The sequence below is a fragment of the Kribbella sp. NPDC050820 genome (assembly GCF_040653975.1).
Taxonomy (GTDB): Bacteria; Actinomycetota; Actinomycetes; order Propionibacteriales; family Kribbellaceae; genus Kribbella.
Window position 1 is genome coordinate 52,488 of sequence record NZ_JBFAHB010000034.1, and the last position, 22,067, is coordinate 74,554.

A 22,067-nucleotide genomic window follows, 5' to 3' on the forward strand; every position below is an offset into this window, starting at 1 on the left:
CGATGCTCTCCTTCGCCGGACGCCGGCTGGTCAGCTGCGCCGTACTGGTCGCCATGATCGCGACCATCACGTTCCTGCTCGCCTTCTCGGCCACCGGGAACGTCGCCCGGAACCTGCTCGGCGAGAACGCCACCGCCGAGCAACTCGCGGCCAAGAACGCCGAGCTCGGGCTGGACAAACCGTTGCTCGCACAGTTCGGCGCCTGGGCCGAACACGCGGCTCGCGGTGACCTGGGCATCTCGTGGTTCACCAACGAGCCAGTGGCCCAGGCGATCGCCAACCGCCTCCCGGTCACGTTGTCCATGGTCGTCCTGGCCGTGGCGCTGACCGCGCTGATCAGCGTCGGTCTGGGAGTCGCCGCGGCGGTCCGGGGCGGCTGGCTGGACCGGGTCATCCAGGTCCTCAGCGTGCTGGGCTTCGCACTCCCGAACTTCTGGGTCGCGCTGGTCCTGGTCGTGTTCCTCTCGGTCACCCTCGGCGTCCTGCCGGCGACCGGCTACGTGCGGCTCTCGGAGTCACCCAGCGGCTGGGCCTTGGCCCTCGTGCTGCCGGTGGCGTCCCTGGTGATCGGGAGCACCGCGTCGGCCGCACAACAGGTCCGGGGCGCCGTGATCGACGTACTGCGTCAGGACTTCATCCGCACGTTGCGGGCCCGGGGCATCAGCCCGCGGTCGGTGCTGTTCCGGCATGCGCTGCGCAACGCCGCCTCGCCCGCGCTGACTGTGTTGTCGCTGCAGTTCATCGCCCTGCTGGGTGGTGCGGTGGTGATCGAGAAGGTGTTCGCGATCCCCGGACTCGGCACGCTCACCATCAACGCTGCGCTGCAAGGCGACGTACCGGTGCTGATGGGTGTGGTCGTGACGCTGGTCGTCCTGGTCGTCGTCGTCAACCTGGTCATCGACATCGTCAGCGGCTGGGTCAACCCCAAGGTGCGTGTCCAATGATTGTTCGCAAGGTCTTCCGCAATCCGCTGGCCGTTGCGGCGCTCGTGATCCTGACAGTGATCGTGGTCGCCAGCCTGCTGGCCCCGCTGATCGCGCCCAACAGCCCGTCGTCGCTGCGCCTGGACAAGATCAACGCGGGACCCGGCGGCGGCTACCTGCTGGGCGGTGACGGCGCCGGTCGTGACATCTTCAGCCGACTGCTGCACGCCGGCCAGAACACCCTGGCCGGTGCGCTGATCGCGCTGTCGGTCGCGCTCGTACTCGGCGTGGTGTCGGGCTTGCTCAGCGGCTACTACGGCGGCTTCCTCGACGGCGTCCTCGGCTGGGGCGCGAACCTGCTGATGGCACTGCCGACGATGATCGTCCTGCTGGCCCTGTTCCAGGCGCTCGGCTCGTCGATCTACCTGTCCATGGTCACGTTCGGCGTGATGCTGTCCCCCGGCTTCTACCGGCTGGTGCGCGGTCAGGTGATGGGGGTCAAGCACGAGTTGTACGTCGACGCCGCCCGGGTCTCGGGACTGAGCGACCCGCGGATCATCGGCCGGCACATCCTGCTCGTCGTCCGGGCACCGGTCGTCATCCAGGCCTCGGTGGTGGCCGGCATCGCGATCGTCGTCCAGTCCGGGCTGGAGTTCCTCGGCCTCGGCGACCCCGGGACGCCGACCTGGGGCGGCATGCTGCAGGACGCGTTCACCAACATTTACAACTCGCCGATCGCCATCTGGTGGCCGGGAGCAACGATCGCGTTGACGGTGGCGTCGCTGGTGCTGCTGGGCAACGCGATCCGGGACGTCATCCAGCGCACCGACCGGCCACCCAAGGCGCCACGGCTACCGGCCCTGGCGGCCCCTGAAACACGGTCTACCGATGCCCTGCTGAGCGTCACGAACCTGACGGTCGGCTACCCGAGTGGCGACGGCTACCGCGAGGTCGTGCACGGCGTGGACCTCGACGTACGGCGTGGCGAGGTCATGGGTCTCGTGGGCGAGTCCGGTTCCGGCAAGACGCAGACGGCGTTCGCGATCCTCGGCCTGCTGGCACCCGGCGGGACCCTGCTCGGAAGCAGCAGCATCCGGTTCGACGGCACCGAGCTCTCCCGGCTCCCGGACGCCCAGCGGCGAGCACTGCGTGGCCGGCGGATCGGGTACATCCCGCAGGAGCCGATGTCGAACCTCGACCCGTGCTTCCAGGTCGGCGAACAACTGGTCGAGCCGCTGCGCAAGGTCTCCGGGCTGACGAAGGCGGCCGCGACCGCGGAAGCGCTGAACCTGCTCGAACGCGTCGGCATCCCCGAGCCACGCCGTACCTTTGCGGCCTATCCGCACGAGATCTCCGGTGGCATGGCGCAGCGCGTGCTGATCGCCGGGGCGGTGTCCGGCAAGCCGGACCTGCTGATCGCCGACGAGCCGACGACCGCGCTCGACGTCACCGTCCAGGCGGACGTCCTCGACCTGCTGCGGGACCTGCAGACCGAGTTCGGGATGGCGATGCTGCTGGTGACGCACAACTTCGGCGTGGTCGCGGACATCTGCGACCGGGTGGCGGTGATGCAGGACGGGCGGATCGTCGAGGTCGACGACGTCGGGCCGCTGTTCGCGAACCCACACCACGCGTACACCAGGACGCTGCTGGACTCGACGCTCGAGGACAGCGCGCCCCGGGCCAGGATCGAGGTGCACCATGCTTGAGGCGAAGGACGTCGTCGTCGAGTACGCCGGTCACGGCTGGCGGAAGAAGGGGTTCCGGGCCTTGCACGAGGTCTCGTTCGAGATCCGGCCGCACGAAACGCTCGGGCTGGTCGGTGAGTCCGGTTCCGGCAAGACCACGATCGGCCGCGCCGTCCTCGGCCTGGTCGGGGTCAGCTCCGGCTCGATCCGGTTCGAGGGCCGGGAGCTGGTCGGGATGCCGCGGCGGGAGCGCCGCCGGCTGAGCGACGACATCCAGGTCGTGTTCCAGGACCCGTACAGCTCGCTCAACCCGTCGATGACGGTGGAGGACATCCTGGTCGAGCCGCTGGTCGCCCGCCGGTCGAGCGATCGCGCGACGGCCTCGACCCGCGTGCGTACCCTGCTCGACCAGGTCGGTCTGCCGCAGGACGCCGTACACCGGCTGCCGCGCGAGTTCTCCGGTGGCCAGCGGCAACGGATCGCCATCGCCCGGGCGCTCGCGCTCGAACCGAAACTCATCGTCTGCGACGAGCCCGTGTCCGCGCTGGACCTGTCCACGCAGGCGCGCGTGCTCGACCTGTTCATCTCGATCCAGGAGGAGACCGGCGTGGCCTACCTCTTCATCTCCCACGACCTCGCGGTCGTCCGCCACATCAGCCATCGGGTCGCGGTCCTGTACCGCGGCGACATCGTCGAGTACGGCGACGCCGTCGACGTCACCGACCGGCCCGAGCACCCGTACACCCAACGCCTCCTGATGGCGGCCCCCATCCCCGACCCGGACCGCCAGGCCGCCCGCCGCCAGGAACGCCGCGAACTGCTCGCGAACGAGGCGGTCGCTTGACGTCCTCCCCGTCGTGAAGGACGGGGATTCCAACCAACTACACGGAGGTAGTGTGTTGAGGTTCACGCTTCGGCGAGACCCGTACGGGCGTCTCTCTGCGTGCTCTGACGGCCCGTCCGGCCGCGATGTTGACTGCCGCGTTCACGTCCGCGTGCGCCCGATGCCCGCAGGCAACGCACCGGAACACCGCTTGGCTCTCGCGGCTCTCCGGCGCGCAGTGCCCACAGGCGCTGCAGGTCTGCGACGTGTACGCAGGGTTGACCTTCTCGACCCGGCCCGGCGCCTTGTGCTCCAAGCGCTGGACCAGCAATCCCTAGCCATTGGCCAAAATGCCACGGTTGAGCCCAGCCTTGGCACGGCGATGGTTCGGCAAGTACCTGTCTGGCTGTTGGGGGTCGGGTTTGGCTTTCGGGCGCCTGGTCAGCCGCGCAACCCGCAGGTCCTCCACCCGGATGAGGTCGAAGCGGCGGGCGAGGCCGGTGCTGGTCGTTTCCACCCAGTCCTTGCGGCGGTCGACGGCGCGGGCGTACAGCTTGGCGATCGCGGCCTTGACGCGTCGGCGCCGGTTGGAGCCGCGACGGCGCCTAGCCAGGCGACGTTGCAAGTGCTTCAGGCGTGCATGTTCGGTCTGCGACAGTCCAGGGCAGATCAGGAGCTCACCGGTGGACAGGGCCGCGGAGACGGCGACGCCGCGATCGACGCCGACGACCTCGCCCCTGCCGGGTGCGGGTATTGGCACGGGGATCGCGGCGAACGCGATGTGCCAGCGACTCGACCGATCACAGGTTACCCGGTACGACCTCGCCTCGGGGACGGCACGGGACAGCCGGAACCGTACCCAGCCAACCTTGGGCACGTTGACCGCAGCCCACTTGCGGTTCAACTTGACTACTCGGGTTGCCTGGCCACCGACGATGCGGAACCCCTCGTGCACGCCGGCTCTGCGCCAGGTCGGCCGCCGGTGGGTGCCGGTGTAGAAGCTCTTGGCGGCGCGGTCGAAGTCCCGCAACGCCTGCTGCTGCACGGTCTGCGAACCGGCGCGCAACCAGGCGAACGCCGCCCGTGCGTCGGTAAGTTGCCGCGCTTGGTCGCCGTACCCAGGCGTCGCGCGTTTGTCCCGGGTCCACAACGACCACTGTTCAAGCGCCAGGTTCCACACGTACCGGGCATGCTCGCACTGCTTCAGCAACGCAGCGTGCTGTACGGGAGTCGGATACAGCCGGAACCGGGACACACCACCTACCCAATCATGCGGGACCGACACTCCCCGATCTCCGAGGGGAGGCAGTTGTGGGTCCTCACCAGCCACATGACGGGTGTTCCGCGGCGATTTCGATGAGACGTGCGGTGATGGTCATGTACGACTCGCTCAACCGGCGGATGCTGCCGCCGTACGGGGCCGAGGGCGTGCACGCACCGAACTTCAGCCGACTGGCCGAGCGCAGTGTCACCTACGACAACTGCTACGCGGGCAGCATGCCGTGCATGCCTGCGCGGCGGGAGTTGCACACCGGCCGGTACAACTTCCTGCACCGGTCCTGGGGACCGCTGGAGCCGTACGACGACTCGACGCCGGAGCTCCTGCGGCAGCACGGCGTCTACACCCACCTGGCGACCGATCACCAGCACTACTGGGAAGACGGTGGCGCGACCTACCACAACCGGTTCTCGACGTACGAGTTCTTCCGCGGGCAGGAAGGTGACCGGTGGAAGGGGCACGTCCGGGACCCCGAGCCGCCGCCGACGCTGAACGGCAGCAACTTCCTCAGCCGGCAGGACTGGATCAACCGGCAGTACCTGACCGACGAGTCTCAGCACAGCCAGACGCTGACCTTCGACGCGGGGATCGAGTTCATCCGGACGAATCTCGCCGAGGACCGCTGGTTCGTGCAGATCGAGACCTTCGACCCGCATGAGCCGTTCTTCAGCTACGACGAGTACCGGCGGTTGCAAGGGATCGACACCGAGGCGCCGGTGTTCGACTGGCCGTCGTACCGGCGGGTGATCGAGGCCCCGGGCGAGGTCGAGCGGGCTCGGGGTGAGTACCTCGCGCTGCTCGCGATGTGCGACCGGTCGCTCGGACGGGTGCTGGACGTGTTCGACGAGCACTCGCTCTGGGACGACACCATGCTGATCGTCTGCACCGACCACGGCTTCCTGCTCGGCGAGCGCGGGTGGTGGGGCAAGAGCGTGCAGCCCTGGTTCGACGAGACGATCCACACGCCCTTGTTCGTCTGGGATCCGGATGCGGCAGCTGCAGGGGTACGCCGGGATGCGCTGGTGCAGACGATCGACCTCGGACCGACGCTTCTCGACTACTTCGATGTTGAGAGGCCGCCCGACATGCAAGGACTCAGCCTCCGCGGTAATGAGATGCGTGAGGCCGCGCTGTTCGGCGCGCACGGCGGGCATGTCAACGTGACCGACGGGCGCTACGTCTACATGCGGGCGTGCGCCGATCCGACGAACACGCCGCTCTACGACTACACGTTGATGCCCACCCACATGCGGGCCCGGTTCACGCCGCAGGAACTGCACGACGCTTCACTGGTCGCCGGCTTCGGTTTCACGAAGGGAGCGCCGCTCCTGCGGGTGCCCTCTCAGGCGCTCGGGAATCCGTGGTGGCACGGATCGCTGTTGTTCGACCTGGAACACGACCCGCAGCAACGGACTCCGCTCGCCGACGACGACCTCGAGCAGCGGATGGCCGGTCTGCTGGTCGACGAGATGCGTCGCAACGACGCGCCGCCGGAGCAATTCGTCCGGCTCGGGCTGCCGGAAGAGGGTCCGGTGCAGCCCGAGCATCTCCTGGTCAAGCGGCAATGGCAGCAGGCACAGCGCGCTTTGCAGCCCGCCGTACGGCGCGATGAACTGCCGGCGGACGCGCCGATCAGGACGCTCACAGTGCGAGACGTGCTGACCGACCACCGGGACGCTCTGCCCGACGACGTACTCGCCGGTCTGCGCGGAATGGGTCGCTTCAACCCGGCCGCCACGCTGCTGGAAGCACTCGCCGGACACCCGGGAATCAGCCCTGAGCTGATGCTGAAGATCGACGCGGACCTTGCGTCGTCGACCGAAAACAGGATGGGGTGAGGTAATGCCGTCACCCAACATCGTCTTCGTCATGTCCGACGACCATGCTGCGCACGCCATCTCGGCGTACGGGAGCAAGGTCAACCAGACTCCGCACCTGGACCGCCTGGCCGCTCAGGGGGTCCGGATGGATGCGACGTACTGCACCAACTCGATCTGCTCGCCGTCGCGGGCGTCGATCCTGACCGGCACCTACAGCCACGTGAACGGGGTCGCCTCGATCTTCACCGAGATCGACTACCGGGTCCCGACCTTCGCCCAGGTGCTGCACGACGCCGGGTACCAGACCGCGCTGTTCGGCAAGTGGCACCTGGGTGAGCGGGCCGAGGCGGCGCCGCGGCACTTCGACGCGTGGAAGGTCTTCCCCGGCCAGGGCGACTACGTCGACCCGCTGATGATCGGGCCGGACGGTCCCGAGACCGTGCCCGGGTACGCGACCGACATCGTCACCGACCAGAGCATCGACTGGATCCGGGACCGCGACCCGGACCGGCCGTTCCTGCTGCTCGTGCACCACAAGGCGCCGCACCGGCCCTGGGTGCCGGACGAGAAGCACAAGGAGCTGTACCCGATCGGGTCGATCGCGGAGCCGAGCACGTTGTTCGACGACCACAGCACCCGGAGCCGGGCCGTCCGGGGCGTCCGGATGTCCGTCGCCGACGACCTCGGCGCGGACGAGCTCGGCGAGGAGCTGCCTTCGGAGCTGCGTGGGCCGCAAAACCGCGTCGAGCGGATGCGATGGAAGTACCAGCGCTACCTGCGCGACTACCTGCAGTGTGTCCAGTCGATCGACGACAACGTCGGGCGGTTGCTCGACACCCTGGAGGCCGAGGGGCTGGCCGAGGACACGGTGGTCGTCTACACGTCGGACCAGGGGTTCTTCCTCGGCGACCACGGGTGGTTCGACAAACGACTGATGTTCGACGAGTCGCTGCAGATGCCGATGCTGATCCGCTGGCCGGCCACGATCCCCGCGGGCAGCAGCTGCGACGCGATGGTCACCAACGTCGACTTCGCCGCCACCTTCCTCGACATGGCCAGCCTGGACGCCGCCGAGGTGCTCCCGACCTCGCAGGGCCGCAGCTTCCTGCCTGTGCTCCGCGGCGACAAGGTCGACGACTGGCCGGACGCCGTCTACTACCGCTACTGGGAGCACGACGACCCGATCCACCACGCGCCGGCGCACTACGGCGTACGCACGAAGGACTTCAAGCTCATCCACTACTACGGCGCCGGCCTGGGCGTCCCCGGCTCCTCGGACCGCCAGTTCGACCCCGAGTGGGAGCTCTACGACCTCCGCACCGACCCCGAAGAACTCACCAACGTCGCCGACGACCCGTCGTACACCGAAATCCGCACCACCCTCACCAACCGCCTGGCCGAACTCCAACAGCATTACGCAGACACCCCCTACAAAGGCCCAGCCACCCCCCGCCCCACCTGGTCGTGGGCCGACGAAAAGTCCCTCCAAGCAGTAGCCGCCTACACCAAAACCCTCCACTCCGACGCCTGAAGGGACTTTCGGCCCTGGTCGGGTCGGGCGGAGGGATGGTTCAATCATGGGACTCGACATGTCGCAGGGGTGCGGGGTGGGGCTGGGGGCGGGGGGAACTGTTCCTGTGACGTGGAGTTGTGGATGCCAAGACATGTTGAGGCGGCTGTCGAGACCTACTACCGGGACGGGGCGTGGCACACGCGTCGGGCCGACTGTCCTGATCCGTTCGCGTCGGGGCCCGCGCGTGAGCACTTGATCACGGTCGGGTTCGAAGTGGCTCGGTGGAACGCGTTGCCGCACATCATCCGGGACACCGACGGGACGATCACCGAGATCAACAACTACGTCACCCCGGCGTTAGCTCATATGCTGCGCTGAATCCCAGCACCCGTTCGGCCGCGGTCAGGTCGAGCGGAGTCGTCCGGCCGGGCAGGTCGGCACGGATCTCGGCGTCCGGGTGAAAGCGGCGAAGCAACTCCAGGGTCGGGTACGGCGCCAGCGTCCGCGGAGCCGCGACGTGGAAGACGTGCGTCCCGCGGGCCTCAAGCGCTAGTACGGCGGCCCGCGCGGCATCCCGCGTGTCCAGGTAGGACCACAGGTCGGCAGCTCCCGCGCCCGGATCCGCTTCGAGCTGCCGTGCCCGAGGCAGCAGCCGATCCTCGAGACCGCCCACGAACGGGTACCGCAGCGCGATCACGTTCATGCCGTGCCGGCGCGCCATCATCGCCGCCGTCAGCTCGTCGGTCTGCTTCGACAGCGCGTACGGATCCTCGACGTGGCTCGGCAGGTGCTCGTCGACCGGCACGTAGGCAGGACTCCGCGGCTGCGTGGCGAACGGCAACCCGTTCGCGGCGTAGCTGCTCGCCAGCACAGCGTTCCGCACCCCGGCAACCCCCGCCTCCTCCAGCAAGGTGAACGTCGCCAGCGTGTTCCCCCCGAACACCTCGTACGGCGTCCCCCGGTGCGGCGCCGGCAGCGCAGCAAGATGTACGACGCCATCCGCGCCCGCCAGCGCCGCCCGGCAACTCACCGGATCGCACGCATCACCCTCGACCACCCGCAGTCCCGGCACCGGAGCCGCCGTACCCGGGAGCACCAGAGCTGTCACCTCGACGCCTCGGCCGAGCAGCTCCGTGACCACCGCACTCCCGATCCGGCCGGCTGCCCCGGTGACGAGCACTCGTTTCATCCGCAGCGCACCAACTGCTCCGGGCGGGCCGACAGACCGTGGTAGATCCGGGGCGCGCCGTCGACCCGGAAGGTCACCTGGCCGTGCTTGCCGTCCAGCACTCGTTGCCGGCCGATGCAGTCGGTCTCGGTGATCCGGTCGCGCGGCACGACGAGCGTCGTCTTGCTCGGCCAGTCGTCCTGCCAGGCCTCCGGGTGCGCGTAGTACGGCTGGTTCGGCGCGTGGTCGGCGTTCAGCAGGTAGCCGTCCTTGCGGCTCCACAGGATCGACACCGGGCCGTCCGCCGTCTCGAACAGCAGGCCCTTGAGGTTCCGGTCGACCTGGGAGAAGTCCAGCCAGCGGACGAACTCGGCCTCTTCGAGCAGCCGAGTCCCGGTGGCGAAGGCGAGCAGCGACGGCTTGGCCGACAGGTCGCGGTTCGTCAGTCCGAAGTGGTACTCGGTGTTGCTCGGCACCGCCTCCTGCGGGTGGTGGATGGTGCTGTCGTGCAACTGGTACCAGTTCACGCCGTCGACACCCTCGGCCTTGCAGAGCGCCATCGTCAGCAGCACGTTCTCGGCGGCCTGGCGCATGGTGTCGTTCCACCAGTAGTTGGGCCGCGTGCAGGCGTAGGCCTCGGTCAGCCACAGCTCCTTGTTGCCGCCGTACTCGGTGATCCGGCGCTTGGCCTCGCGGACCGAGCCGAGGAAGTTCCAGTAGCTGCCGTTGTCACCGGTCACCCACTCGTCCGGCGTCGGCGCGTAGTCCGGGGTGAAGTTGCCGCGGCCGGGATGGAACGCGAACACGTCGATCAGGTCCCAGCCGCCGGCGGCGTGGAAGTTGTCCGTCCAGTTGACGTCCATCCCGCCGAGGCCGTTGTTCATCACCTTCACGTCGTACCCGACCTCGGCCAGCCGCTCGACCACCGGCCGCAGACCGTCGCGAATGTACTTGTCGGCGTACAGCCCCGACATCCACGGCTGGTTCCGCTCGTTGTCCACCTCGAAGTAGCGCGCGCCGGCGTCGACCACGACGTCGACCAGCTCGGCGGCCCACGCCTTGGCCTGCTCCGGCGTCGAGTTGAAGACCACGTCGCCGTGCTGGATGTTCGTCATGATGCCCATCGCCCGCAGCTCGTCCGGCGCGATCCCGGGCGCGCCGTTGTAGGCGATCCGCACCGAGGCGACGCCGATCCGCTGCATCAACGCGGCGACGTCCTCCTTGCTCGGCTGCAGCAGCCAGGGATAGTTCGCGATTCCGAAGATGCCACCGCCTTGATAGTCGTACGGCGGCAGCGTCGCGACCGTCGTCCGCGCGAAGGCCTCGGCGCCACCGGTCGACGCCTTCACCTCGACGAAGGCGATGCCCTGCTCCTTGAGCGCGGGCACGTCGAGCGTCCGGTCGGTGCTCTCCCCCGCCGCCAACGTGAGCGTGGTGGACCCGCCTGCGAGCTTCCGGCCGTCGAAGTCGCGGGCGAACTAGGTCAGCTGGATCGACGCCGCGGTCTTGCCACCGTTCACGACCTGCGCGTGGACGGGCATCACCGCGCCGACGTCGTACAGGTTGAACGGCTGGTCGGTCCAGATGTCGACGCCGACCGGGCGGGCGACGGCGGCGGCGTTGGCGGCGGCCGGCCGCATCTGGCCGAGCACGAGGTCGGCTTCGTGCACGAGCACGCCGAACGCGTCGTACGTGCCGACGATGTGCATCCAGGAAGGCGTCGTCCAGGCCGGGCGACTCGACTCGAGGCGGAAGTAGGCGGTGAGGTCCGGCCAGGTCGAGGCGTAGACGATGCCGTCGTTCGTCTCGTACGGCACACCGCCTCCCGCGTCGCGGTTCCACCGGGTCATCGCGGTCGGGCGCTCCGGCCCGCTTGCGTTCACCACGGTCCGGGTGAACTGCGAGTTGAGGTACATCGTGTTCGAGCTGGTCGCGTCCCAGCGCAGGTGCAGGCGATGGGCAGTGACGTCGAAGGTCCCGGTGACGGTGATCCCGTTCGCCGCGGCGCCCATCCGGTAGTTGACCCGGATCGCCTGCCGGCCGTCCGCGAGCGTGACCAGCGACGGCGTGCCGCCGAACGTCCGCTGGCCGCCGAGCACGGTGTCCTTCACCTGGAAGTGCGCGATCCGGATCCGCTCGGTGCCGGCGCCGTCGCTGACCACGACGGTCCCGTCGGTCTGGGCGACGACCGAGATCCCGTCGGCGCTGAGGGTGTACGCCGTCGCCGCTCGGGCGGTGCTCGTCGGCAGCAAGCCGCCGGCCACTCCGGCGGCGGCGAGCGATCCGGCCACGAAGGTACGGCGGGACGGCTTCGATACGTGTTCTGTCATGGCGTTCCTCCGGTGGTCTGCAGGGGCAGGGCGAGGCCGATGAAGATCCGCGGGGCGCCGTCGAGCGTGACGGTCACCTGCGAGTTGCTCGCCTGATGGGTGGCGACGTCCATGCCGAGGCAGTTCAGCTCGCGCACGGTGGTGGTCGCGGCCGGCGTCGGCAGTGTCGCGCCGGTCTTCGTCGGCCACTGGTCCTCCCACGGTTCGGGAGTGCGGTAGTACTCGGTGCTGCTGGGGATCCGGCGGGCCGGGTCGGTGTTGATCAGGTAGCCGTCCTTGCGGGACCACAGGATGTTCACCTTGCCGCCGGGCCCGTCGAAAGACGAGGCCGAACAGCTGTGGATCGGCCAGCTCGGCCCAGCCGAGCCAGGTGGACTGGTCGAGCCAGCGCGCGACGGTCGCGAACGCGAGCAGCGATGGCTTCGGGCTGAGGTCGCGGTTCAGCAGGCCGTGGTGGTACTCCGGGTCATCCGGGTCGGCCTCCATCGGCTGGAACTGGATCGAGTCGTTCAACGTGTACCAGGTGACGCCGCGGACGCCGTACGCCTTGGCCAGGGCGAGTTGGAGCAGGACGTTCTCGGCCGCGTGCCGGTAGGTGTCGGACCACCAGCGGTTCGGCCGCGTCACGGCGTACGCCTCGGTGAGCCAGAGCTCCTTGTTGTCGTTGGCAACGGCGGTTGCCTTGGCCTTTCGGAGGGTGCCGAGGAAGTTCCAGCGGGTCTCGTTCGACCACGGCTGGGGCGGGTCGTAGTCGGCCACGTAGTTGCCGCGTCCCGGGTGGTACGCAAGTACGCCGACGTGCTGCCAGCCATCGGCGGCGCCGAAGTCGGCGACCCACTGCTCGGGGAATCCGGCCAGCCCGCAGTGCATCACCTTGAAGGCGGCGCCCTTCGCGGTCATTGCCGCACGCAACGGCACCAGGACGTTGTCGACGTACTCCGCGGGGGTCCGGTCCGCTGCGGTGAGGTTCAGCTCGTTGCCGCACTCGTAGTACTGGGCGCCCGAGTACATCGCGCGACCGACCATGTCGTCGGCCCAACTCGCGCCGCCGCCATCCCACGGAAGCTCGCCTGCCAACTGCAGGTTGTGCGCGAAACCCTCCGCGTCCAGCGCGTCGACGGTCGGACCGGGTGAAGCGCCGAAGTTGTTGTAGTTCCGGTACGCCGTCCGGACCCAGCGCATCCCGATCAGCTGCATCAGGTCGAGTACGGCGCCGCTCGACGGCCGCTCGAGATACGCGAAGTTCGCCATCCCGAACATGCTCGCGTCCCCGTCCCCGTAGGTGTACGCGGACAGCACCGCGAGGTTGGTGCGCGCGAACGCGACCTCGGTGGCCGGCGCGGTCGCGTCGTACACCACTGCCTCGACGAAGCGGACGTCACGACTGCCGAGGGTGATCTGGAAGGACGTGTTCCAGACCGCGCGGGCGCCGACTGTGCCACTGGCCGTCCCGGTGGTGCTGATGTTGTTCCAGGTCCGGACCGTCCAGTCGACCCGGACCGTCCGTGCGGTCAAGCCCGCATTGACCACTTGGAGGTTGACGGTCTTGGCCCCGCCGGTGGTCCACAGGTTGAAGGGCTGGTCGGTCCACAGGTCGATGCCGAGGTCGCCGTCGCGGGCGATCACACCGGCCGAGTGCGGCCGCATCACCCCGAGCACGAGGTTGCTCTCGACGTACCCGCTGGAGCTGTTGATCGCCGTCCCGACCGCGTGCAGGTAGCCGCCGTTGCTGAATCCCTTCGTGCTCTGCGGGACCCGGACGAACGCCCGGTTGTCCGACCACGTGTACGAGTAGCCGACGCCGTTCGTGGTCTCGAACGGGATGCCGCCGCGCAATGCTCCGGTGGTCGGATCTCGGTCGCGATTCCACAACGCGACCGGGTCGTACGCCTCGACGCCGGACCCGATCACGGTCCGGGCGAACCGGAAGCTGTCCACGCGAAGGTTCGCGACCCCGGTGACGTCCCAGCGCACCCGTGCCTTGCGTAGCCCCACCGCGAACGTCCCGACCACCTCGCCGATCGGCGCGTTGTACCGTATCGTGAACTGCTGCGGTCCGTCCGGCGTGATCGACGCGATCCCGGTGGTCCGCTGGACGACCTTGGTCTCACCCGACCCGTAGGCGTACTCGAACGTGGTCAGGTCGAACCGGTGGATGCCGCCACCGTCGAGCACCTTCACATACCCCGGGACCCCGGCGGCGTCAGGTACGGCGACCAGGCTGACAGTCCCCGCCGCATCAGTGATCTGTACGTCGGCGCCGTACGCGGGAATCGCGGTCGCACCGGAGACCGTCGCGGCCACTGTCCCGCCGAGCACGACCCGCCTGCGGATCGGTGTGTCCATGGCCGATCACCCCTTCACACCGGTGAAGCCGAGGCCCGCGACGACGTAGCGCTGCAGGACGAGGAAGACGAGGACAGGCGGCGCGAGGGCCATCGCCATCGCGGCGATCAGTTCGTCGAGCGGAGCGGCGTCGACGAGGTTCACCAGCGCGACGCTGATCGGCTGCAGGGTGGGATCGGAGATCACCACCAGCGGCCAGATGAACTCCTTCCAGGAGTGCATGATCGCCAGCAGGCTGATCACCGCGATCACCGGCCGGCTCATCGGCAGCACGATCCGGGTCAGCAGTTGCCAGGTGCTCGCGCCGTCGACCTTGGCGGCGTCGTACAACTCCTGGGGCAGCGCCTCGAAGAAGCGCGTCGCGAGCAGCACGTTGAACGCGTTGGCCCCGGCCGGCAGCCAGATCGCCCAGTAGGTGTCGAGCAGGTTCACCTCCAGGACCGTGAGGAACAGGCTGACCAGCGACACCGTGTACGGGACGAACATCGTGGCGAGGATCGCCGCGTAGACGTAGCGGCCGATCCGCGGCCGGATCACCGCGAACGCGAAGCCCGCGGTCATCGCCACGAACAGCTGCACGAACCACGAACCGAACACCACCTGCACCGTGTTCCACAGGTACCGTCCGACCCTGAGCTCGGTGAACGCGGTGGCGAAGTTGCCGAAGTCCGGCTCGATCGGCCACAACCGCAGCGGGTGCGCGACCAGCTCGGCCGGTGGCGAGACTGCGCCCTTGATCGTCCAGTACAGCGGGCCGATGCCGATCACCACGAGCACGATCAGGGTCAGCACCTGCGCGGACCGGAGCGCGAACGCCACCGGCGGCCGGCGCAGGTCATTGCTGGAGGCAAACGTCGTCGGTTGCTCACTCACTTCGGGCTCCAGCTTCTCGTCAACCGCAGGTAGACCGCGGACAGTGCCGCCAGGACGATCGCGAGGACGACGGACAGCGCGGCGGCCTGCCCGTACTCACCGTCCTGGAAGCCGTAGCGGAAGATCAGCAGCAGGATGGTCAGGGTCGCGTTGTCCGGACCGCCCTGGGTGAAGATGTAGGGCTCGGTGAACACCTGGATCGTGCCGATCAGCTGCAGTAGCAGGAGCAGCCCGATCACCGGCCGCAGCTGCGGCAGCATCACGTGCCAGATCCGCCGCCAGATCCCGGCGCCGTCGCTCTCGGCCGCTTCGTACAGCTCGGCCGGGATGCCAGTCATCGCGGCCAGGTAGATCAGCGCGGCGCCGCCCATGCCGGCCCAGGTTGCTTCCAGCACCAAACTCAGCATCGCCGTCTGCGGCGACTGCAACCACAGGTACGGGCCGAGGCCGATCAGGCCGAGCGCCTGGTTGAACAGGCCGCTGCCCGGGTCGTAGAACCACTTCCACAGCAGGATCGCGACGACCGGCGGCACGACCACCGGGAGGTAGACCAGGACCCGGTACGCCGCGGCGCCCCGCCGTACCGTGGACATCAAGGCGGCCAGGAGGATCGGCGCAGGGAAGCCGATGACCAGGCCGAGTGCGACGAACAGCAGGGTGTTCCACACCGCCGTACCGACCAGCGGGTCGGTCAGGACGGCCTGGAAGTTCTCCAGGCCGACCCAGACGGCCGGATCGACCAGGTTGGTGTGCTGGAACGAGATCAGCAGGCCGCGCAGGATCGGCCACCAGGAGAACAGGCCGAAGACCACCAGGGCCGGCGTGAGGAAGACCAGGCCGAGGAGCTCGCGGCGAATCGCCGCCCGCCTGCGGGACGCCGGCGCCGGTTGGACGGCGACGGCGTCCCGCTGTGGCGGAGGCGCTAGGACTGCGGTCACTTCTGCTCCGTCGCGAGCATCTTGTTCGCGTCGGCCTCGGCCTTGGCCAGCAGGGCCGCGATATCGGCGTCCTGCTTCGTCAGCACGGACTGCACCAGCGGGTCGAGAATCGTGTAGAGCTTCTGCGCAGCCACCGGCGGCTCAGGGCGCAGCTCGAGCTTCGGTGTGCCGTCGAGCCAGGGCTTGAAGTGCTCGAGCTCCACGTTCACGTGCGGCTTGATCGCGGCGTCGATCTTCTGCTGCTGCTCGATGCTGAACATCGGCAGCGTCGGCACGCCGACCGCGGCCTCCGGATCCTTGGCGAGTGCCTTCGCCCGCTCGGCCGCGACCTGCGGGTCGTACTGCGGCTCGGCGTTGGCGAACAGCAACCACTTCGCGGCGGCCTCGGCCTTCTCCTTCGAGACCGACGCCGGGACCATGAAGACCTCGGCCCCACCGAGCGTCGCGTTGCCACCGGCCTGCGGGAGTGCGGTGATGCCGTAGTCCGCGGTGTTCTTCATGCCGAACTTCATCTTGGCGAGCCGGTAGGTGCCCGGGGTGCCCATGAACATGCCGATCTGGCCGGCCGCGAACTGCTTGACCACGTCGTCCTGGTCCATCAGCTGGTTCTGGCCCATCGAGTTGTCGGTCCAGCGCATCGCCTTGAGCAGCTCGAGCGACTTCTTCGTCGCGTCACTGTTGAACCCGGCAACGAACTTGCCGCCCTGCTCGGTCTCCATCGAGCCGCCGTGCGTGTAGGTCAGCATGGTCAGCTGCCAACCGCCGGTGTTGCCCTTCGCCTCGTGCACGAAGCCGGCCTTGCCGGTCTTCGCGCTGATCTGCCTGGCGTACTCGCGGACCTCGTCCCAGCTGGCCGGCGGCTTGTCCGGGTCGAGGCCGGCCTTGGTGAACAGCGCCCGGTTGTAGACCAGCCCTTGGGCGAAGGGTGCCAGCGGGACGCCGTACACCTCCCCCGCGCTGTCACTCAGCGGCTGCAGGACCTGCGGGTTGAACTCGGTGTAGTGGTTCCAGGCCTTCAGCGAGCCGGTGATCGGTTGCACGTGCTTGCGCGCGATCAGCCCCTGCGGCTCGGTCAGCGGGACCTGGATGACGTCCTCGATGGTCTTGCCGGCCAGCTTCGCGGAGAACGTCAGCGGGTCCCAGCGGTTCTCGGTGCCCTCGATCGTGATCCCCGGGTTCTTCGCCTCGAAGTCGTCGGCCAGCCGGTTGAACTGCTCCAGCGCGGCCTTGTCGGTGGCGGCCGGCATGCCCTGCACCCGCAGTACGATCGCGGATCCGGTCCCCCCGCCGTCGTCGCTCTTGCTGGGGGCGAGCCCCGAGCAGCCGGTCAGCGCGAGCGCTGCCGCCGCGCCCACCACCAGGATTCGGGCACGCGTCGATGTAGCCATGTCTGTTCTCCAGGGGAGTGCGTACGACGAGCCGCCGGCCCGTCGCCGTGGATGAGAGTTGCGCGCCGTGGGGCGAGCCGGCGCCGGTGTGGGATGTGGTGAGTCGTCAGGCGCGCTGCGGGGCGGGCCCGGTCGATGCGCGCGGGATGAGGCGCGAGCCGACCTCGACCAACTGCTGACCGGTGGCGGCGCCGCCGATCGCCTCGACGATCAGGTCGGTGGCATGGGTGGCCACCGTCTGCGGCGAGATCCGGATCGTGGTCAGCGCGGGGATCGACAGGCCGGCGAGCAGTGTGTCGTCGATCCCGATCACGCTCACCTCCCCCGGTACGTCGACACCGGCGCCGGCCAGGCCGTGCAGGACGCCGACCGCGACCAGATCGTTGTGCGCGAGGATCGCGGTGGCGCCGTTCGCGATCGCCAGGGTCGCCGCGTGCAGCCCGGTCTCGAACCGTGGTTCGTACGGCCCGAGCTCGACCAGCGCCAGGCCCTGCGCGTCGAAGGTTTCTCTTATCGACTTGCCCCGCAGGTGTTCCGGCCGCGAGCAGTTGACGAAGACGCAGCTGGTGTGGCCGAGCGCCCGCAGGTGCTCGGCGGCCTGCGTGACACCGGGGGTGAGGGAGACGTGCAGCTCCGGGACGCCGGGCACGTGCCGGTTCACCAGCACGAGCGGGATCTCCGCGGCCAGCTCCCGCAGCCTGCCGTCGGACAAGGTCGATGCCCAGAGCACCAGACCGTCGACCTTCTTGACGATCGCCTCGATGGTCTCGAGCTCGTCGGCCTCCCGCTCGTCGCAGTCCGCGACCAGCAGCGTGTGGCCGTGCGTGCGCGCCCTGGTCTGCATCGCCTTGACGATCGGCGGGAAGAACGGGTTGGCGATGTCCGGGATCACCAGTCCCAGCGACTCCGTCCGCCCGCTGCGCAGCGTCCGGGCCGCGGGATCCGGCCGGTAGCCGAGCCGGCCGGCCGCCTCCTGCACCTTGTCCCGGGTCGCGGCCTGCACCTGCTCCGGGGCGGTGAACACCCGCGAGACGGTCGACGGCGACACCCCGGCCGCCTTCGCCACGTCCCTGACCGTCACTGCCATCCGGACCACCTCTCCTGTCACTCGGTTGCAACATGTTTGCAATCGATCCCGAAACATGTCAACAGCACGATTCGCACTATTTTGCGTCCATCCCTCTCTTGCGCCGAGCACCGGTTGGGATGAATGATGGCGCTGTCCCGCAATGTTTCTGAAACAGTGAGGCGCGATGAAGATCACCGGCTGGGAAGTTCTCACCCTCCCCGACCGCGGCGACGCGATGATGCTCGTCGTCGTCGACACCGACGAGGGCATCCACGGCATCGGCGAGGTAGGTGTTCGCTCCCGGCAGCGTGCGGTCGCAGGCGGTCTCGACCACTTGGGTGAGCTGATCACCGGTGAGGACCCGCTGCGGACCGAGCATCTGTGGCAGGTGATGTTCCGCAGCGGCTTCTACCCTGCCGACCGCATCCTCGCGTCCGCGATCGCCGCCCTCGACGTCGCGTTGTGGGACATTCGCGGCAAGGCGCTCGGCGTCCCCGTGCACCAGCTGCTCGGCGGACCGGTGCGCGACCACGTGCCCTGCTACGTGCACGTCGGCGACGGGATGAACGACCGTCCCCGCTTCCTCGACCGCTGCCGCACGCTCGTCGCCGAGGGCTGGCGGCACCTGCGGTTCTCCGTGCCGCACGACGATGACGTGCTCGACGAACGCCGTACGCTCCGGCTCGGGATCGAGTTGTTCCACCAGGTGCGTGAGGTGGTCGGTGACGACGTCGAGCTCATCCTCGACGTGCACACCCGGCTCGACCCGCCGGAGGCGCTGACGTTGTGCCGCGAGATCGAGTCGGCCCGGCCGTACTTCGTCGAGGACGCGATCCGGGCGGAGCATCCGGAGACGTATCGCATGCTGCGGGCGCGGACCGGCGTACCGCTGGCTGCTGGTGAGCAGTTCGCGTCGAAGTGGGAGTTCGCCCGGTTGATCGAGGCCGAGCTGATCGACTACGCGCGGGTCGACGTGGCCATCGCCGGCGGTCTGACCGAGGCGTGGAAGATCGCGGCCGGCTGCGAGACCCACTACGTCAAGCTCGCCACCCACAACCCGCTCGGTCCGGTGACCGCGGCCTCGTCGCTGCAGCTCAACCTCGCCAGCCCGAGCGCGGCGATCCAGGAGCACCAGTCGGAGCCCGCGCCGGAGCTGGCCGCCTTGTTCACGGCTCGTCCGACCGTCGTTCCCGGCCGGGTGCTGCTCTCCGACCTGCCCGGACTCGGCGTCGACATCGACCGCGAACGCGCCCGCGCCTACCGCGCCGAGTCCCGGGAACTCCCCCAGTTGCGCAAGCCCGACGGATCCTTCACGAACTGGTAGCACTGACCCACCACCGGATGGATAGCGTTCCTGAGATCAAGACTTCCGGAGGTGGGATGGCGGGGCAGGGGACTGTCGTTCGTCCGCGCAAGGCGACACCGCCGCGGCGCAAGGCGCAGATCGGCGGTGGGACTGCCCTACTGCTTCTGCGACGGCTGGCCGACCAGCGAGTCCCACGGCGGTCTCCGCCGGCACCTCTGACATGGTGGACTCATGGCCATCGAAGTTCGTCCGGCGTCGGTGTTCGAGGATGTGCGGGCCGTGCTCGGTCCGAAGTCGCCGAACTCCAACGTCTGCTGGTGTCTGAGCTACCGGATCCCGTCCAAGCTCAACAACGAGCTGCGCGGACCGGCTCGTGGTGAGTACGTCGCCGAGCTGTGCCGCGCCGAGCTCGCGCCCGGTGTCCTCGCGTACGACGGCGACGAGCCGGTCGGCTGGGCTGCAGTCGCACCGCGGTCGGAGACGTCGTTCGCCCGCAACCGCAAGATCCCGCACGTCGACGACCTGCCGGTGTGGTCGCTGTGGTGCATCAGAGTCCGTCCCGGTCATCGCAAGCAGGGCATCACGCACTCGCTGATCGCCGGTGGGGTCGAGTTCGCGCGCGAGCACGGTGCGCCGGCGGTCGAGGCGTACCCGCTGGACAACGGCGACGCCAAGGTCGACCTCACCATGGCGTACGCCGGGATCCGCAAGAACTTCGAACGCGCCGGCTTCACCAAGGCCGCCGACACCACTTCAGTACTCGCCGGTCACCCCCGAATCCTGATGCGACTCGACCTCCGCCCGTAGACGCTACTCCCGCGCGAGCATGAGTTGTGGCCAGTGGGCGGTGTCGCGTAGGAGTTGGCGGTCGTGGGTGGCGATCACCACGGCCGCGGGTGTTGCCTGCAAGGCCTCGGTCAGCTCGTCGACCAGGCTGATCGACAAGTGGTTGGTCGGCTCATCCAGGAGTACGGCGTGCGGGCGCGACGCCAGCAGGATCGCCAGATCCAGGCGGCGTTGCTGCCCGATCGACAGCTCGGCCACGGGCCGGGACGCGTCCCGGGACCCGAACAACCCCAGCGAACGCAGCGAGACCCGATCGGCCTCGGCCAGTTGCCCGGCGCTCACCATGCGGCCGAGCGCGGCGTCGTACGCATCGATCGCACGACGTCGCGACGGCGCTGGTGACTCCTGTGCGAGCAGGCCGATCCGAGCACCTGGTCCGGTTTGTACGACGCCACTCGTCGGGGCGAGCGTGCCGGCCAAAACAGACAGCAGGGTTGACTTCCCCGAACCGTTGCCGCCGGTGATCAGCAGCCGGTCGCCGGAACGCAGCAGGATCGGATCGACTGCTTCGAGTCGTCCCGTGACTGCTACGTCTGCGGCGTACACGAGTGTTGATCCTGGGCGGGCAGGCAGCCCAGGAAGGTGGAATCGCAGCGGCGGACGTGGGACGTCCATGACGTGCGCTTCCAGATCCTCCTGACGCCGGTGTACTGCTCGGACCAGGCCCGGTGCCCGGGTGGCTCGAGTGTGCTTGCCCGTGCCCTTCTCGGGCCGCCATCCGGTGGACAGGCGGTTCTGCGCTGCCGACAGGTCGTCGGCAAGGCGCTGTCGCTCGGTTACCTGCGCGCGGTGGGCGCTCTCCCACCGTTCGCGTTCGGCTTCGCGACCTTCCTGGTAGCCCTGGTAGCCGCCACCGTACACCCGCGGTCGGCCGTCGCTGGTCGGGTCCAGGTCGAGCACCGTCGTGGCGACGTCAGCGAGCAGTGCACGGTCGTGCGTCACGAGGACGACGCCTCCCTGGTGCGCGCGCAGCTCGGACGTCAGGTACGCCAAGCCGTCGGCATCGAGGTGGTTGGTCGGCTCGTCGAGCAGTAGCAGGTCATGTCCGGCTCCGAGCAGGCACGCAAGCCGGATCCGGTAGCGCTGCCCGACCGACAAGTCGGACAGCAGCCGGCTCCGATCGTCGACCGCACCGAGCGCGGCCAGCGAGATCTCGACCCGGCGATCGGCGTCCCAGGCGTCGAGTGCCTCGACTGCGCTGAGGGCGTCGGCGTACTCCTCGTCGGCGCCCGGCTAGCCCTCGGCGAGGGCTGCCGTGGCCGCATCGAGTACGCCGAGGACCGCGCGGATGTCGGCCAGCTCGACGTCGATGAGATCGCCGACCGTGCGGTCGTCGGCGATCGGCATCTCCTGGTCGGCGATTCCCAGGGCGCCGGCGCGATGGACCTGACCCGAGTCGGGCGCGAGCCGCCCGGCCAGGATCTGCAGCAAGGTGGTCTTGCCCCGGCCGTTCTCGCCGACCACGCCGAGCCGGTCACCGGCCGAGACAGTCAGGTCGACACCGGTCAGGACAGGCTTCCCGCCGCGCGCGACGCTCACGTCGGTGGCGGTCAGATGGGCACGGGAACGTACAACAGTGGTGGACATACTTCCTCCGATCCCGGGCACGGCAGCAGCCGGGCGCGGGAGTGCATGACATGCAATGGACAGCGGACACGAAGAACCGCGGCCGGCACGTCGAACCGTGCACAGTGACCGCGGGGCCCTGGCTGTCAGAGGAAGAACAGATATTGCATACGACAACCATAACAACCGAA

Annotated in this window: 19 protein-coding genes and 1 pseudogene; 8 read left to right on the forward strand and 12 right to left on the reverse strand. The window is 68.8% G+C overall.

The window, feature by feature from the left end:
• Window positions 1-2: 2 nt before the first annotated feature.
• Genes AB0H36_RS26385 through AB0H36_RS26395 form a run of 3 tightly spaced genes read left to right on the forward strand, consistent with a single transcriptional unit; the run spans window position 3 to window position 3,455 of the window.
• Window positions 3-944 carry an ABC transporter permease gene (locus AB0H36_RS26385; RefSeq protein WP_360528719.1) on the forward strand — a complete coding sequence of 314 codons (942 nt, stop codon included), beginning with the start codon at window positions 3-5 and terminating at the stop codon, window positions 942-944.
• Complete coding sequence (locus AB0H36_RS26390; RefSeq protein WP_360528722.1) at window positions 941-2,632, forward strand: dipeptide/oligopeptide/nickel ABC transporter permease/ATP-binding protein; 1,692 nt, start codon at window positions 941-943, stop codon at window positions 2,630-2,632. Before AB0H36_RS26385 ends, AB0H36_RS26390 begins: the two co-directional genes overlap by 4 nt.
• Complete coding sequence (locus AB0H36_RS26395) at window positions 2,625-3,455, forward strand: ATP-binding cassette domain-containing protein (RefSeq protein WP_360528725.1); 831 nt, start codon at window positions 2,625-2,627, stop codon at window positions 3,453-3,455. The genes AB0H36_RS26390 and AB0H36_RS26395 overlap by 8 nt, the downstream gene beginning before the upstream one ends.
• Before the next feature lie 37 nt (window positions 3,456-3,492).
• Here AB0H36_RS26395 and AB0H36_RS26400 read toward each other — a convergent pair whose 3' ends face one another.
• Both AB0H36_RS26400 and AB0H36_RS26405 read right to left on the reverse strand, forming a co-directional pair.
• Window positions 3,493-3,765, reverse strand: coding sequence for a transposase (locus AB0H36_RS26400; RefSeq protein WP_360528728.1), 273 nt, complete (start codon window positions 3,763-3,765; stop codon window positions 3,493-3,495).
• A 3-nt stretch (window positions 3,766-3,768) separates the two neighbouring features.
• Complete coding sequence (locus tag AB0H36_RS26405) at window positions 3,769-4,689, reverse strand: transposase (protein WP_360528731.1); 921 nt, start codon at window positions 4,687-4,689, stop codon at window positions 3,769-3,771.
• Window positions 4,690-4,790: 101 nt separating this feature from the next.
• On the opposite strand from AB0H36_RS26405, the gene AB0H36_RS26410 reads away from it, so the two are divergent.
• The 3 genes from AB0H36_RS26410 to AB0H36_RS26420 all read left to right on the forward strand — a co-directional run bounded on the left by AB0H36_RS26410 (window position 4,791) and on the right by AB0H36_RS26420 (window position 8,424).
• A complete protein-coding gene (locus AB0H36_RS26410; RefSeq protein ID WP_360528734.1) occupies window positions 4,791-6,551 on the forward strand; it encodes a sulfatase in 1,761 nt (586 codons plus the stop codon).
• Window positions 6,552-6,555: 4 nt separating this feature from the next.
• The gene (locus tag AB0H36_RS26415) at window positions 6,556-8,064 is read left to right on the forward strand and encodes a sulfatase (protein ID WP_360528737.1); all 1,509 of its coding nucleotides are present in this window, start codon (window positions 6,556-6,558) and stop codon (window positions 8,062-8,064) included.
• A gap of 123 nt (window positions 8,065-8,187) precedes the next feature.
• Window positions 8,188-8,424 carry a hypothetical protein gene (locus AB0H36_RS26420; protein WP_360528740.1) on the forward strand — a complete coding sequence of 79 codons (237 nt, stop codon included), beginning with the start codon at window positions 8,188-8,190 and terminating at the stop codon, window positions 8,422-8,424.
• Here AB0H36_RS26420 and AB0H36_RS26425 read toward each other — a convergent pair.
• From AB0H36_RS26425 to AB0H36_RS26455, 7 genes are all read right to left on the reverse strand, one after another.
• Window positions 8,393-9,235 (reverse strand): NAD(P)-dependent oxidoreductase, encoded by an 843-nt coding sequence (locus tag AB0H36_RS26425; protein WP_360528743.1) that lies wholly within the window; start codon window positions 9,233-9,235, stop codon window positions 8,393-8,395. The genes AB0H36_RS26420 and AB0H36_RS26425 overlap by 32 nt on opposite strands.
• Entirely contained in the window at window positions 9,232-10,638 is a 1,407-nt protein-coding gene (locus tag AB0H36_RS26430) for a hypothetical protein (RefSeq protein ID WP_360528746.1), read from the reverse strand. Before AB0H36_RS26430 ends, AB0H36_RS26425 begins: the two co-directional genes overlap by 4 nt.
• Window positions 10,639-10,692: 54 nt before the next feature.
• Window positions 10,693-13,890 carry a hypothetical protein gene (locus tag AB0H36_RS26435; RefSeq protein ID WP_360528749.1) on the reverse strand — a complete coding sequence of 1,066 codons (3,198 nt, stop codon included), beginning with the start codon at window positions 13,888-13,890 and terminating at the stop codon, window positions 10,693-10,695.
• Window positions 13,891-13,896: 6 nt separating this feature from the next.
• A complete protein-coding gene (locus tag AB0H36_RS26440) occupies window positions 13,897-14,763 on the reverse strand; it encodes a carbohydrate ABC transporter permease (RefSeq protein WP_360528752.1) in 867 nt (288 codons plus the stop codon).
• Entirely contained in the window at window positions 14,760-15,701 is a 942-nt protein-coding gene (locus AB0H36_RS26445; protein ID WP_360528755.1) for a sugar ABC transporter permease, read from the reverse strand. Before AB0H36_RS26445 ends, AB0H36_RS26440 begins: the two co-directional genes overlap by 4 nt.
• On the reverse strand, window positions 15,698-17,089 hold the full coding sequence (locus AB0H36_RS26450) for an extracellular solute-binding protein (protein WP_360528758.1): 1,392 nt from the start codon (window positions 17,087-17,089) through the stop codon (window positions 15,698-15,700). The genes AB0H36_RS26445 and AB0H36_RS26450 overlap by 4 nt, the downstream gene beginning before the upstream one ends.
• Window positions 17,090-17,195: 106 nt before the next feature.
• Window positions 17,196-18,176 carry a LacI family DNA-binding transcriptional regulator gene (locus AB0H36_RS26455; protein ID WP_360528761.1) on the reverse strand — a complete coding sequence of 327 codons (981 nt, stop codon included), beginning with the start codon at window positions 18,174-18,176 and terminating at the stop codon, window positions 17,196-17,198.
• A 166-nt stretch (window positions 18,177-18,342) separates the two neighbouring features.
• Between AB0H36_RS26455 and AB0H36_RS26460 the strand changes: the two genes are divergently transcribed.
• Together AB0H36_RS26460 and AB0H36_RS26465 are read left to right on the forward strand one after the other, a co-directional pair.
• Entirely contained in the window at window positions 18,343-19,482 is a 1,140-nt protein-coding gene (locus AB0H36_RS26460) for a mandelate racemase/muconate lactonizing enzyme family protein (protein WP_360528764.1), read from the forward strand.
• Between the two features lie 213 nt (window positions 19,483-19,695).
• Entirely contained in the window at window positions 19,696-20,271 is a 576-nt protein-coding gene (locus AB0H36_RS26465) for a GNAT family N-acetyltransferase (RefSeq protein WP_360528767.1), read from the forward strand.
• A 3-nt stretch (window positions 20,272-20,274) separates the two neighbouring features.
• Here the strand turns inward: AB0H36_RS26465 and AB0H36_RS26470 are convergent, their stop codons facing one another.
• The 3 genes and pseudogenes from AB0H36_RS26470 to AB0H36_RS26480 all read right to left on the reverse strand — a co-directional run bounded on the left by AB0H36_RS26470 (window position 20,275) and on the right by AB0H36_RS26480 (window position 21,897).
• Window positions 20,275-20,925, reverse strand: a complete 651-nt coding sequence (locus tag AB0H36_RS26470) for an ATP-binding cassette domain-containing protein (protein ID WP_360528832.1) — start codon at window positions 20,923-20,925, stop codon at window positions 20,275-20,277.
• 408 nt (window positions 20,926-21,333) lie between these two features.
• Window positions 21,334-21,486 (reverse strand): annotated as a pseudogene (locus tag AB0H36_RS26475) (hypothetical protein); the annotation flags it as partial.
• Between the two features lie 57 nt (window positions 21,487-21,543).
• The gene (locus AB0H36_RS26480) at window positions 21,544-21,897 is read right to left on the reverse strand and encodes an ATP-binding cassette domain-containing protein (RefSeq protein WP_360528770.1); all 354 of its coding nucleotides are present in this window, start codon (window positions 21,895-21,897) and stop codon (window positions 21,544-21,546) included.
• Window positions 21,898-22,067: the final 170 nt, after the last annotated feature.

Excerpts from the sequence above, each read along its gene's own strand:
- AB0H36_RS26385 (WP_360528719.1), top strand. The coding sequence starts at position 3 with ATGCTCTCCTTCGCCGGACGCCGGCTGGTCAGCTGCGCCGTACTGGTC.
- AB0H36_RS26390 (WP_360528722.1), top strand. The coding sequence starts at position 941 with ATGATTGTTCGCAAGGTCTTCCGCAATCCGCTGGCCGTTGCGGCGCTC.
- AB0H36_RS26395 (WP_360528725.1), top strand. The coding sequence starts at position 2,625 with ATGCTTGAGGCGAAGGACGTCGTCGTCGAGTACGCCGGTCACGGCTGG.
- AB0H36_RS26410 (WP_360528734.1), top strand. The coding sequence starts at position 4,791 with ATGAGACGTGCGGTGATGGTCATGTACGACTCGCTCAACCGGCGGATG.
- AB0H36_RS26415 (WP_360528737.1), top strand. The coding sequence starts at position 6,556 with ATGCCGTCACCCAACATCGTCTTCGTCATGTCCGACGACCATGCTGCG.
- AB0H36_RS26420 (WP_360528740.1), top strand. The coding sequence starts at position 8,188 with ATGCCAAGACATGTTGAGGCGGCTGTCGAGACCTACTACCGGGACGGG.
- AB0H36_RS26425 (WP_360528743.1), bottom strand. The coding sequence starts at position 9,235 with ATGAAACGAGTGCTCGTCACCGGGGCAGCCGGCCGGATCGGGAGTGCG.
- AB0H36_RS26435 (WP_360528749.1), bottom strand. The coding sequence starts at position 13,890 with ATGGACACACCGATCCGCAGGCGGGTCGTGCTCGGCGGGACAGTGGCC.
- AB0H36_RS26450 (WP_360528758.1), bottom strand. The coding sequence starts at position 17,089 with ATGGCTACATCGACGCGTGCCCGAATCCTGGTGGTGGGCGCGGCGGCA.
- AB0H36_RS26455 (WP_360528761.1), bottom strand. The coding sequence starts at position 18,176 with ATGGCAGTGACGGTCAGGGACGTGGCGAAGGCGGCCGGGGTGTCGCCG.
- AB0H36_RS26460 (WP_360528764.1), top strand. The coding sequence starts at position 18,343 with ATGAAGATCACCGGCTGGGAAGTTCTCACCCTCCCCGACCGCGGCGAC.
- AB0H36_RS26465 (WP_360528767.1), top strand. The coding sequence starts at position 19,696 with ATGGCCATCGAAGTTCGTCCGGCGTCGGTGTTCGAGGATGTGCGGGCC.
- AB0H36_RS26470 (WP_360528832.1), bottom strand. The coding sequence starts at position 20,925 with ATGGACGTCCCACGTCCGCCGCTGCGATTCCACCTTCCTGGGCTGCCT.
- AB0H36_RS26480 (WP_360528770.1), bottom strand. The coding sequence starts at position 21,897 with ATGTCCACCACTGTTGTACGTTCCCGTGCCCATCTGACCGCCACCGAC.